The organism is Paraburkholderia sp. GAS334, from assembly GCF_050436625.1.
GTDB lineage: Bacteria > Pseudomonadota > Gammaproteobacteria > Burkholderiales > Burkholderiaceae > Paraburkholderia.
On record NZ_JBNDMO010000004.1, the window covers coordinates 101,181 to 113,748 of the forward strand.

The following is a 12,568-nucleotide window of genomic DNA, read 5'->3' on the forward strand; positions in this document are numbered from 1 at the left end:
ATCGATGCATCAGTGACCGCCCGCCCCAGCCGCCGCTGCACCACCAGCCTTGCTGGGCTTCGTCAGCCAGATGAGCGGCACGATCGCGACAAAGATCACCGCCGACAGCCAGAAGATATCGTTCAACCCAAGCATCGCCGCCTGCGTGTTCAGCGAGCGTTCGAAGAACGCCATCGCTTGCGGCGTGCCACCGCCGAGCGCGCTTTGCAGTGAATCGATCGCGCCAGTAAAGGTCGGGTTGTTCACGCTCGTCTGTTCGGCCAGTTGGGCGTGATGCAGGATCGTCCGGTCGTTCCAGCCCGTCGCGACAAGCGAAGTACCCACCGCACCCGCAAACACCCGCACGAAGTTCGAAAGGCCCGCTGCGGCCGGAATCCTGTCCGGCGACAGACCCGACAGAATGATCGCGGTCAGCGGCACGAAGAAGAGCGCAGTGGGAATACCTTGCAGCAGCGTCGGCAACACAAGCGTGTAAGTGTCCACGCCGGTCGTATAGTGCGAGCGCATGAAGAACACGGCGGCAAAACCGAGGAACGCCAGCGTAGCCAGGACCCGTGCATCGGACTTCGGCATGATTTTCGCCATCACCGGCGCGAGGATCACCGCGAAGATGCCAAGCGGCGCCGTCGCGAGACCTGCATCGACTGAGCGATAGTTGAGGTAGGCCTGCATCCACTGCGGCAGGATCACGAGGTTCGAGAAGAACACCGCATACGCCACCGAAATCGCCACCGTGCCACCGAGGAAGTTACGTCCTGCGAACAGCTTGATATCGACGATTGGATTCTTTTCCGTCAACTCCCAGATCACGAAGAAGACGAAGCTGATGGCTGCGAACACCGTGAGCGCGACGATCACCGGCGAATGGAACCAGTCGAGGTCCTTGCCCTTGTCGAGCATGATCTGCAGCGAACCCACCCATGCAACCAGCGACAGCAGACCGACCTTGTCGATGGGCAACTTGCGCGTCGGTGTCTCGCGGGTGCGGTAGATAAGCCACGTCACGCCGGCAGCAAAAATTCCGACCGGAATATTGATGTAGAAAATCCATGACCACGAGTAGCTGTCGGTGATCCAGCCACCGAGCGCCGGGCCGGCAATCGGGCCGACCGTCGCGGTCATCGCCCACAACGCGAGCGCGTGCGAGCTCTTTTCCTTCGGATACGAGCCGAGCAGGATGGCCTGCGACAGCGGAATCAGCGGACCCGCGACTGCGCCCTGCAGGATCCGCGCGCCGAGCAGGATCGGCAGCGTCGGCGCGATGCCGCACAGCCACGACGACAGCACGAACAGCAGGATCGCCCACACGAACAGTTTGATCTGGCCGACGCGCTGCGTGAGCCATCCGGTCAGCGGAATCGCAATCGCGTTCGCGGCGGCGAAGAGCGTGATGACCCACGTGCCTTCGTCGACGGAAACGCCCAGGTTGCCGGAGATCGTCGGAATCGCAACGTTCGCGATCGACGAATCCAGCACGTTCATGAATGTGGCGAGTGCCACGGCAAGTGTCGCGAGAACGAGCTTGCCACCGGTCAGGGGCGGGAGCGGAGCGGAATGCGTCGAGGGATTCATTGCGTCACCAGTCTGGGAGCCTGTCGATCAGAAGCGCTTCATTGCTTCTGACTTGTCAGATATTCGGATAAAAAAATGCGTAACGAAAATTAGCCGGCCTTGCGCTTCGACGCAGACAAGGGCACCGCTGCGGCTGCAACAGGACGGCTTGCCGGCATGTTCTGCGCGATGATCTTTGCGATTTCCGCGTCGGCCTGTGCACCGTATTCAGCGAATACGTCCGTGCGATAGGAGGTGTTCACCGCTGCGCCGAGCTGCGTGCCGGTTTCGTTGTGCGTATCGACTTCGACGTCCATCGAGAGGCCAATGCGAAGCGGGTGTGCGTTGAGTTCGGCTTGATCGAGCTGGATACGCGCCGGCAGACGTTGCACGACCTTGATCCAGTTGCCGGTCGCGTTCTGCGCGGGCAATACGGCGAACGCTGCGCCCGTGCCAGCGGAAAAGCCCACTACCCGGCCGTGATACTTCACCTTCGAACCGTAGGCGTCGGCGGTGAGCGTCACCGGCTGGCCGATGCGCATGTGTTTCAGTTGCACTTCCTTGAAGTTGGCATCGACCCACACGCCGTTCAACGGAACGATCGCCATCATCGGCGTGCCCGGAGCGACGCGCTGGCCGACCTGCACCGAGCGGCGCGCGACGTAGCCCGTCACCGGCGCCGGCAACGTGTTGCGTGCGTAGCTGAGGTAGGCGTCGCGGACCTTCGACGCGGCGGCCTGCACGTTCGGATGCTGTTCGATCGACGTGCGGTCGGTCAGCGCGTGATTGGCTTCGGCCTGCTGACGGGCGGCGTCGAGTGCGGCCTGCGCGGAATTCACCGCATCGCGGGCGTGAGAGATGTCTTCACCGGAGACGGCGCCGGTGTCGGCCACAGCCTGACGACGCTTCAGGTCATCGCTGGCGCGTGTGAGATCGGCCTCGCGCTGCGCGATGGTTGCTGCGTAGAAGTCGTTGTTGACGTAGAGGCCGCTTACCTGACGGACCGTCTGGCCGAGCACGGCTTCGGCGTTACCTAGCGCGACCTTTGCGTCGGCGTTATCGAGCGTCACGACTGGATCGCCCTGCTTCACGATCTGCGTGTCGTCCGCGTTGACGGCGACGACCGTGCCGCTCACCTGCGGTGTCAGTTGCACGAGGTTGCCGCTGACATATGCGTCGTCCGTCGACTCATGGAAACGACCCGTCGTGTAGTAGTACGTGCCCCACCCTGCGGCTCCTGCCGCGATTGCTGCAGCAAGCAGCGTGAGCATCAGCTTGCGCTTGCCCGGGTTCTGCGCGTTGGCCTGTTTCGGTTGTTCTTCCGCCGTCGTCCGGCCGGTTTTGATCGTGTCGCTCATGTTGGTTCTCCTGACTGGGTTCGTGAACGTGTCGCGCTCTTTATTGCGCGGCAACGACGGGGTTGGCTTGCGCTACAGATGCGGTGCTGTTCGACTTGCCGCTGCCGGCATCGGACGTGTCGGTGTAACCACCGCCGAGTGCGACAGCCAGCGCGATCTGCTGGTCGCGACGGCTCATCTTCAGATTCGCGACGGTCTGGTCGGCGGACAGCGCGTTCATGTCGGCGTTGAGTACCGTCAGCTGGTTCGTGAGCCCCGCCTTGTACTGCGTGATCGCGAGCTGGTCGGCACTGCGGGCGTTGTCCTGCGCCACCTGTGCATCGACGAGTTGCGCATCCGTCGAGCGGACTTCGGCGAGTTGCGTCGCGACTTCCGACAGCGCCGTCACCAGCGTCTGGTTGTACGTAGCAACCGCGTAGTCGAAGTCGGCATAACGGCCCTTCAGCTGCGCGCGCAGTGCGCCGCCGTCGAAGATCGGCAGATGGATCGCCGAACCCACCGATGCCGTACGGCTCGCCGCCGTCAGCAAGCGGCCGAAGCCGAATGCATCGAGGCCGATTGCGGCGCTCAGGTTGATGTCGGGATAGAACTCAGCCTTCGCGACCTTCACTTCGTGCGTGATCGCGTCGACGCGCCAACGCGCGGCGGTCAGATCCGGCCGACGGCTCACCAGATCGGCGGGCAGGTTGTCCGGCAGATTCACCTGGTCGCCGATGCCGAGCGTCGGCCGGGCAATCGTGAGGCCACGGTCAGGACCGGCGCCGAGCAGCGCGGCGATCTGATAACGTGTCGTGACAATGTTGCCGTCGATCGCGGTGAGCGCAGCGCGGCTCGTCGCGAGGTTCGCCAGCGCGGTCTTGCGTTCGACTTCGGTATCGAGGCCAGTAGCGATGCGGCCTGCCGTGATGCGGTCAATCTGCGTGCGCTGGTCGATCTCTTGCTGGGCGATGTCACGCAGGACGTAGAGGCGCGCCAGCTGGTTATACGAGCGCGCGATCGATGCATTCAAGGTCAGCTTGACGACTTCGGCATCGGCTTCGCTCGCCTGCACATCCGACATCGACGCCTTCAGCGCTTCGCGGTTCTTGCCCCACAGGTCGAGGTCGTACGACGCGCTGAGCAGCCCCTTGTTTTCCGACTGCCACGATCCGCCCACTGGCGGCGGCACGAGCGCGGTGCCCGAATACTGCTGACGCGTGAACGCGTACGACGCGCCCACCTGCGGCAGCGTGTTCGCCTTCGCCGTTTCGCTGTAGGCCGAAGCCGCGGCGACCCGGGCACGCGCCTGTTCGAGAGTCGGGCTGCCCTTCAGGGCTTCGACGAGCAGCGCCTTCAGCTGCGCATCGCCGAACTGGTCGACCCAGTCGGCTGCAGGCCAGTGACCCGCTTCTGCCGGCAGGCTCTGCTGCGTCGCGAAAGTTTGCGGTTGAGCCATTTCCTTGTCGCTATGAATGCCCGCGTAATTCGCGCAGGCCGACAGCACTGCCGCGAAGATCACGCTCACGCCGACCTTCGCGATTCGCGTCATGGCTACGTTGCGATTTAACTGTGATTTCATCTTCTGACTCGTCAGATATTTGGACAAAAAAAATGCCGTTCAATCGGCGACAAACTTCAGCAGCAGACGCTGCATTTCCTTGAACTCGGCCTTCGAGAAATCTTTCAGGCGGTTGTTCAGCACCGCCGGTGCGATTTCGGGGATCTTCGCGGAGACTTCCTCGCCTTTCTCCGTGAGCGTCAGATTGACGACGCGGCGGTCTTCCAGACTGCGTGAGCGTTCGAGCAAGCCCCTGGTTTCCAGCTTGTCGAGCATGCGCGTCATCAGGCCCGTGTCGATGCCGAGCAGCTTCGACAGCTCGAACGGCGTGGTGGCGATGCCGCGCTTCAACGACAGCAGGATGCCCATTTGCTGGCTCGTGATATCGAGGTCCTTGAGGGCGGCGTCCATCTCCGACACCAGTATGTTGCGTGCCTTGTTGATCGCAAAGCCAATGCTATGCGTCAACATAAAGCCGTCTTTCGAGTAGTGCTCCATGACCGTGTCCTCCCTTGTTGGAAAACACAATATCTGCAAAATCAGATACTGTCAAAGGGAAATTGTAACAACGAAGATCACAGCGTTCGAGGATTGCCGTAAAAGGATCGATGCTCGCCCGGCGGAGCTGCGCTGGCCGGGACCGTTTGGCCGCGGATCAGGGCAGCGCAGGTGCGACCGCCCTAACCCGCTGTCGCGGCGACACGTTCGGCGAGTTTCGTGTCGTAGCTCGAATGCACATGGACGCGCTTTTTATCCGGATACGCGTACGTATAGGCCTTGCGCAGCGCCAGCGAAGCTTCGTGAAAGCCCGACAGAATCAGCTTCTGCTTGTTCGGGTAGTTCGCCACATCGCCGACAGCAAAGATTCCCGGGCGCGAGGTTTCGTAGTTCGACGTGTCGACGTTAAGCCGGCCCGCGACGCCTTCGATACCCCAGGTCGCGATGGGCCCGAGGTCGGCAACGAGGCCATACAGCGCGATCACGTGCTCAGCTTCGAGTTGTGCCGTACCGCCAATCTGCTTGATGTCGATCGATTCGAGCGTGCCGCCGGGCGCGTTCAGCGCACCGATCGCGCCGACCATGAAGTCCATTTCGCCTGCTTCAACCGCCCGCTTCATCTGCTCGACGCTCGCCGCGGCCGCGCTGAAGCCATTGCGCCGATGAACCAGCGTCACGCGGCGCGCAACGCCCCGTAACGCCAATGCCCAGTCGAGCGCCGAATCTCCGCCACCGGCCACCACCACGGTGCGGCCGGCGAACCGCGAGACATCGGGGACGCTGTAATGAACGTGGCGCCCTTCGAGGGGCGTGGCTTCGTCGAGCGTGATGCGCTGCGGCACGAACGCGCCATTGCCGGCCGCCAGCATGATGGCAGCGACATCGAAGACGAGCCCGCGACCGGTCGTGACGATCCAGCGTCCGTCGTCGCGCCGCTCGACGGTTTCGACGCGCTGCTCCAGATGGATCGGCACGTCGAACGGGCGGATCTGCGTCATCAGCCGGTCGACAAGGTCGCGCGCCGTGCACGACGGAATCGCGGGAATGTCGTAGATCGGCTTGTCGGGATACAGTTCGACGCACTGGCCACCCACCCGCGTCAGCACATCGACGATCTGGCACGACAGACCGATCACGCCGGCCTCGAACGCCGCAAACAACCCGACCGGCCCTGCGCCGACGATCAAAACGTCGGTACGTACCGGGCTGCTCGCCGATCCGTTCACTTCGAAACTCATTCTGGACTCCTGTCGCCGGGCGCGTGGATTACGCGTCGATGGACCCAACATACAGAAGCGACCCGCTCGGGGCAACCAAGACACCACGCCCGGTAAGGCCGTCAGGCCTTGATGGCCGGCCGTTCCGGCCATATCGTGAGCGGGGCTAAGCCAGGTTAAGCCAGGTTAGTCCGGGATCAGGCACACGCCGCGCAGTCGTCGAACGACGCTCAAACGACACTCAGGAATTGCTTCATCTACACCCAGTATTCAATCGAACCGGCGGGATGGTTGATAATGTCGGGTTTCCGCACTTCAACAGACATTGCTCGTGACTTCTTCTTCCCCTACTTCCACTCCCCGTAAGTCCCTCACCCTCATGCAGATCCTCGGCATCGTGGCAGCCGTCGGCATCATCGGCTCCATGCTGGCGAGCGCGCTGATCTAGTCCCCGGACAGCGTCGAATCTTCATCGCCATGTACAAAAAAGGCGTAGCGGTAGAAATCCAGTTTTCGCCGGAGCGGCTCAACGACGGCGCCGGCGATCCCTACTGGATCGATCTCACCGCGCAGGAAGCGCAATCCCTGCTGCACGCACTTCAGACGCGGCTCGCCGTTAGTGAAGCGGGAACAGCCGCGCCGCTCGTGGTGAGCCTCGATGCAACGCCGGTGGTGGATGGTGCATCGACGGACGCGGCCGCTGCGGCTTCACCGGCCGATGCGCTCAAGCAATGGGTATGCGTGATCTGCGGCTGGATCTACGACGAAGCCGCAGGCGTGCCCGACGATGGCATCGCGCCCGGCACGCGCTGGGTGGATATCCCCGATGACTGGCGCTGCCCGCTGTGTGACGTGGGCAAGGAAGACTTCGCGCTGGTCGAGTTCTGACGCAAGCGCGGCTTCGGCGCGTTCGGGAGACGTGAGCGCATTGGGCTCGCAGCGCAACGGAACGCAGCCTATCGCGCAGCGTCGCCCCAGCGATACTCGACGGTCGCATCGTCGAGCTTCGCCTTGAGTTCGGCATCGAGCGTGAGGTCGGCTGCAGCAAGCGTGTCGGCCAGCTGATCCGGCCGGCTCGCGCCGATAATCGCCGACGTGATGCGCGGATTCGCGAGCACCCATGCCACAGACGTCATGGTCAGCGATTCTCCGGTTTGTGCTGCGATGTCGCGAAGCGTGTCGATGGTTTCGAATTCGCGCTTGTGCCAGTACCGTTCCTGATACATCGCGCCGGCCTTGCCGACGGTGTTCGTGAAGCGCCCCGCAGCCGGCGGCGCGTCGTGCCGGTGCTTGCCGGTCAGCAGGCCGCCCGCGAGCGGATTGTACGGAATCACCGCGAGGTTTTCTTCGCCTGCGAGTGGCAGCAGTTCACGCTCGATCTGCCGGAACAGCAGGTTGTAGCGAGGCTGAAGCGACACGAAGCGCGCCACGCGCAACACATCCGCGCGACCCAGCGCCCGCGCGAGCCGGTACGCCAGAAAATTCGACACGCCGACATAGCGCGCCTTACCCGAGCGCACGATGACGTCGAGCGCTTCGAGCGTTTCGTCGAGCGGCGTTTCGGCATCGTCGGAGTGCAGTTGATACAGGTCGACGTAATCGGTGCCGAGCCGCCGCAGCGACGCATCGATTGCATCCAGCAGGTGCTTGCGCGATGCGCCCTGATCCCATGACGACGGCCCGACCTTGCCGACCGCCTTGGTCGCGAGGATGTAGCGGTCGCGCTTGCCCTTCAGCCAGCGCCCGACGATTTCCTCGGTGCGGCCGGCGTAATTCTCTCCGCCGCCAAGTGGATAGACATCGGCGGTATCGATGAAATTGACGCCGGCCTCGGTCGCCTTGTCGAGAATGCTGCGCGATACGTCTTCTTCAGTCTGCAGGCCGAACGTCATCGTGCCGAGACACAGACGCGAGACAGTCAGACCCGTACGGCCGAATTTGCAGTATTGCATGACGGTGAACTCCCCTGGACGAAGGTTGCGTGGCGCTGGACGCGCAAAGCAAAAAGGATAACCTTTAAGCCGCGACCGTGTGGCGGGCCACTGCGTTACGATTTGCTTGCGCCGCGGAATAAACCTTGCTGCCCTGCCGTTCGCATGACCTGCAGTTTCACAATACGTTCACCCATTCATGAAGGACGGCGGCCCATGATCCAGAGCAAGTCCTCAAGCATCGTCCGGCGCCTGCTGCCTGCCAGCATGCTGTGTGCCGCGCTCGCGCTGAACACAGCCGGCGCGCGGGCGGCCGACGCGTTCGAACTGTCGTCGCCGGGCATGATGGACGGCTCGACGCTCGATTCGAGCCACGCCACCGACGCGCAGAATTGCGGCGGCAAGAACGTCTCGCCGGCGCTGCAATGGCGCAATGCACCCGCCGGTACGAAGAGCTTCGCCGTCGGGCTGTTCGATGCGGATGGCGCGAAGGGTCAGGGTGTTGTGCACTGGCTGATGTACGGCATCCCTGCTTCGATCACGTCGCTCGGCGAAGGCACGCCGCCCGCGGTCAGCGTCGGCGGGACGAACCGGACAGGGCATACCGGCTATTACGGCCCGTGTCCGCCGGTTGGAGAGATTCCGCATCACTACCTCGCGCAGGTCTGGGCGCTCGACCTGCCACCCGATGCGTTGCCCGCCGCCCTGACCCGCGACGCGCTTCTGGCCGCGATGAAAGACCACGTACTGGCGGCGACCAGCATCGTGCTGCGCTACGGACGTTAGCCGCTCTTTTGCTATCTGTGCGCGCGCCTGCTGAGCCGCCGCGCGGATTCTGAATGCAAGCTTGCAGACCGCCTGCGAACGCCTTCCAGAGGTCGGTTTTCTGGCTTCACGCGCAGCAGAAGCCACTACCCACTCCATCCCCAAAGCGTACAATTTATCGACGACCAACCCGGATTGACGTGCCATGAGTGTTCCCGAAAAGCAGAATCCGCCGGATGCGGAAAAAGAACCGCGAACACGCGCGCATGACATGGAGCGAGCGATGAAGACCGATCCCACCAGCGAACCGCCACGCAGAAAGCAGCCTTCCAACGCGATGCTGAACTTCCTGACCGTGCTGGTCGGGCTTGCTGTGCTCGGGGTGGGTCTCGCCTATCTGATCCTGAACGAAGTGCCTGTCTTCGCCATCCCGCTGGTCGTGACCGTGCCGGTGATCGCCGCCGTCGCGTTCCGGAACATCTGGGACTGAAAGGACGGCTTGATGGCCCGCGTCGCGGGCCGCTACAGATCCCCCAGGGGTCATCCATCAAACCGGCATGACGCCCCAAGCCTGGCGGCCGCAGGTCGCCTCATCGCGTTAAGCGTGACCGGCGGTCCTGGCGGACCGCTGCGGGTCGCCGAAACGCCGCCAATGTCCCCCGAGCCCGCGCGAGCGGACTTCTTTTTCGTTTTTCTGACGAGTGGCACTCAAGTTTCTCTACACCTGCGTCGATATAGCAGGATGACGAGGGAAACCTTCAGGAAGACGAGAGGCTGAGTCATGGGGAACATGTCGCCGTCATCCAGCCAGCGGCAGCCGTCGGAGGATAGTCTGCTTCGCGTGGCGCAGGAAAACGGGATCACGCGTCCGTGGGCCTGGTACCGCGCGGGCGAGCAACTGCATCTTGCCTGTGCGAGTCGCGAGCCGCATGACTGGCCGCGCTTCATCGCCGGAGACGATCTCCAGCGTGCCTGCGGTGTGCAGCGCTGGCACGCATGGCCGACGGGCCGCGGCGAAGGTGTGCTCGGCTGGCTGCTGTCGGACGCGGATCATGCCGCCGACCCTGCCTTCGCCGACTTCGCCCGTCACATCGGCGACGAGGCGCAGGCCGACGCGCTCGCGCGGGCGCAGAACGTGCAGCGCGTGCTCTACGACATCGCGTACCTCGCCAGCTCGATCAGCGACCGCGCCGCCTTCCTGCACATCATCCACGAACGGCTCGGCACACTGATCGACGCCGAAAACTTCTATCTCGCGCTCTACGACAGCGCGACGAGCATGGTGACGTATCCGTACTACGTCGACGTGATCGACACCGACGCCGTCGATCCGGGCCACATGGACCGCGTCGACCCCGAACGGCTGTCGCTCACGGGCCATGTGCTGACGACTGGCCAGCCGCTTCTGATCGGCGCCGACGGCATCGCCGCCGCCGAAGTTGCGGGACACTTCCGCTGCGTCGGCCGGCGCCCTGAATTCTGGATGGGCGCGCCGCTCAAGAACGCGTCGGACCAGGTGATCGGCATGCTGGCGATGCAGGTCTACGACGTCTCGCGCATCTATACCGCCGAAGACCGTGCCCTCTTTCTGGTCGTCGCACGTCATGTGGCGATGGCGCTCGACCGGATCCTGCATCGCGTGGATCTGGAAGGCCAGGTCGCGCTGCGCACCGCCGAACTCTCGAAACTCAACGACACGCTGCGCCTCGAGATCGCCGAGCGCAAACGCGCGGAACATCTACAGGCGGCGCTCTTCGAGATCACGGAGCTCTCGAGCCAGTCGGTCGAAATCAGCGAATTTTTTCGCAGCCTGCATGAGATCGTGGGCGGCCTGCTTTACGCGCACAACTTCTATATCGCGCTCTACGACCCGTTCACCGAAGAAGTCTCGTTCCCCTACTACGTCGACGAAACGCTGCGCGAGCGGCCGCAGCCACGCCGCGGCAAGCGTGGCCTCACCGAATATCTGATCCGTCAGCGCGTGCCGTGCCTGATCGAACCCGACGACGCGGTGAGACTCGTCGAAAGCGGCGAAGTCGAGAACGAAAATATCCGCCTGCGCTCGTGGCTCGGCATTCCGCTCTTCGATCGCGATAACGTGTGCGGCGTGCTCGTCGTGCAGAGCTACTCACCACGCGTGCGTTACGACGCGCACGATCAGGAAGTGCTGACCTTCGTGTCGCGCCACATCGACACCGCCCTCGCCCGTCGGCGCGCCGCGGCCGCGCAGCAGGCGGCGAACCTCGAACTCGAAGCGCGCGTCCATGCGCGCACACGCGAACTCGACGACGCCAACGCGCGGCTTCTGCACGAAAACTTTCACGACGCGCTGACCGGCCTGCCGAACCGCGCGCATCTGCGACAGCGGCTCGAAATTGCGTGGCAGGCGCACTGCACGCAGGGCGCGGCGCTGTCCGTGCTGTTCATCGACCTCGACCGCTTCAAGGTCGTCAACGACAGCCTCGGCCACCATTTCGGCGACGTGCTGCTGGTTCAGGTAGCCGGGCGTCTGCGCGCCTGCATGCGGCGCGACGATCTGCTCGCGCGCCTCGGTGGCGACGAATTCGCCGTGATGGTGCCAGGCGCGCCGCTGCAGGTCGTGCTTTCGATGGCCGAGCGGATACTCGCCGCGTTCGACGAGCCGTTCAACATCGGCGAACACGTGGTGTTTTCGACGTGCAGCGTGGGCATCGTCGACGCCGACAGCAATTTCCATTCGGACCCGGCCGATCTGCTGCGCGATGCCGATACGGCGATGTACCGCGTCAAGAACCGCGGTCGCGACAGCTTCGCGGTGTTCAATCAGGAACTGCGCCGCGAACTGTCCGACCAGATCGAAACGGAAGGCGCGCTGCGCCAGGCGCTCAATCGCGACGACGAACTGCTGCCGTTTTTCCAGCCGATCGTCGATGTCAAATGCGGCCAGCTCGTCGCACTCGAAGCCTTGATCCGCTGGCGCCAGCCGAACGGCGAAATCTGGGCGCCTGGCCGTTTTCTGCCCGCCGTCGAAGGGCTGAAACTGCTCGGTCGTCTGGACATGTACATGCTGACGCGCGTGGCCGTGATCCTCGCAGACACCGATCATGCAGACTGGCCGCCCGTGCATGTGAACCTGTCGAGCTACAGCATCACGCGCCCGGAATTCGCCGACGAAGTGCTGGAATTGCTAAGCCGGCACGACGTGCACCCGTCGCGCATTTCACTCGAACTGACGGAAGGTGCGCTGATCGCCGAGCCGGACCTCGCGCGCACGACGATGCAGAAACTGGCGAAGAACGGCATGTCCGTGGTGCTGGACGACTTCGGCACGGGTTTTTCGTCACTCAGCTACGTCCACCAGTATCACTTCAGCGGCCTGAAAATCGACAAGTCGTTCGTGCTCGAACTGACGACGAGCGCGCGCAGCCGGGCGATCGTGCGCGCGATCGTACGGATGGCGGAATCGCTGGAACTGGCCGTGGTTGCAGAAGGCGTCGAAGACGAAGCGACGCTGGCGGTGCTGCGTGGCATCGGTGCATCGCAGGTGCAGGGCTATCACCTGGCGCGGCCGATGTCGCTGGAAAATCTGATGCTATCGGCGCTGGCGCCAGGCAGGCGTGCTGTCGTGCAGTGATCTGCAGGCCGGCGCGATTCAGGCCGCGCGCCGCACCCGCGCTCCGATTCAGAGAAACCACGCCGGGCCGCGCCAGGGCATTCGGGCTGCCCTGACTG

At 63.5% G+C, this 12,568-nt stretch carries 10 protein-coding genes; 4 read left to right on the plus strand and 6 right to left on the minus strand.

All coding sequences use genetic code 11. The features are described 5' to 3' along the window. Positions 1 to 9: 9 nt before the first annotated feature. From P3T21_RS09410 to P3T21_RS09430, 5 genes are all read right to left on the minus strand, one after another. The gene (locus tag P3T21_RS09410) at positions 10 to 1,572 is read right to left on the minus strand and encodes a DHA2 family efflux MFS transporter permease subunit (RefSeq protein ID WP_429255661.1); all 1,563 of its coding nucleotides are present in this window, start codon (positions 1,570 to 1,572) and stop codon (positions 10 to 12) included. Between the two features lie 89 nt (positions 1,573 to 1,661). Further along, complete coding sequence (locus P3T21_RS09415) at positions 1,662 to 2,909, minus strand: HlyD family efflux transporter periplasmic adaptor subunit (RefSeq protein WP_429255662.1); 1,248 nt, start codon at positions 2,907 to 2,909, stop codon at positions 1,662 to 1,664. 40 nt (positions 2,910 to 2,949) lie between these two features. Then, on the minus strand, positions 2,950 to 4,467 hold the full coding sequence (locus P3T21_RS09420) for an efflux transporter outer membrane subunit (RefSeq protein ID WP_429255663.1): 1,518 nt from the start codon (positions 4,465 to 4,467) through the stop codon (positions 2,950 to 2,952). A gap of 39 nt (positions 4,468 to 4,506) precedes the next feature. Next, the gene (locus P3T21_RS09425) at positions 4,507 to 4,944 is read right to left on the minus strand and encodes a MarR family winged helix-turn-helix transcriptional regulator (RefSeq protein ID WP_429255664.1); all 438 of its coding nucleotides are present in this window, start codon (positions 4,942 to 4,944) and stop codon (positions 4,507 to 4,509) included. A 182-nt stretch (positions 4,945 to 5,126) separates the two neighbouring features. After that, complete coding sequence (locus P3T21_RS09430; protein WP_429255665.1) at positions 5,127 to 6,182, minus strand: NAD(P)/FAD-dependent oxidoreductase; 1,056 nt, start codon at positions 6,180 to 6,182, stop codon at positions 5,127 to 5,129. Positions 6,183 to 6,638: 456 nt separating this feature from the next. Between P3T21_RS09430 and P3T21_RS09435 the strand changes: the two genes are divergently transcribed. Beyond that, a complete protein-coding gene (locus tag P3T21_RS09435) occupies positions 6,639 to 7,049 on the plus strand; it encodes a rubredoxin (protein WP_429255666.1) in 411 nt (136 codons plus the stop codon). 68 nt (positions 7,050 to 7,117) lie between these two features. On the opposite strand, the gene P3T21_RS09440 is transcribed toward P3T21_RS09435, so the two are convergent. Next, positions 7,118 to 8,113 (minus strand): aldo/keto reductase, encoded by a 996-nt coding sequence (locus P3T21_RS09440; RefSeq protein WP_429255667.1) that lies wholly within the window; start codon positions 8,111 to 8,113, stop codon positions 7,118 to 7,120. 195 nt (positions 8,114 to 8,308) lie between these two features. On the opposite strand from P3T21_RS09440, the gene P3T21_RS09445 reads away from it, so the two are divergent. The 3 genes from P3T21_RS09445 (at position 8,309) to P3T21_RS09455 (ending at position 12,470) form a co-directional block, all read left to right on the plus strand. Beyond that, complete coding sequence (locus P3T21_RS09445) at positions 8,309 to 8,878, plus strand: YbhB/YbcL family Raf kinase inhibitor-like protein (RefSeq protein ID WP_429255668.1); 570 nt, start codon at positions 8,309 to 8,311, stop codon at positions 8,876 to 8,878. Positions 8,879 to 9,140: 262 nt separating this feature from the next. Further along, positions 9,141 to 9,347, plus strand: coding sequence for a hypothetical protein (locus P3T21_RS09450; RefSeq protein ID WP_429255669.1), 207 nt, complete (start codon positions 9,141 to 9,143; stop codon positions 9,345 to 9,347). A gap of 300 nt (positions 9,348 to 9,647) precedes the next feature. Beyond that, complete coding sequence (locus P3T21_RS09455) at positions 9,648 to 12,470, plus strand: bifunctional diguanylate cyclase/phosphodiesterase (RefSeq protein ID WP_429255670.1); 2,823 nt, start codon at positions 9,648 to 9,650, stop codon at positions 12,468 to 12,470. The last annotated feature ends 98 nt before the right edge of the window (positions 12,471 to 12,568 follow it).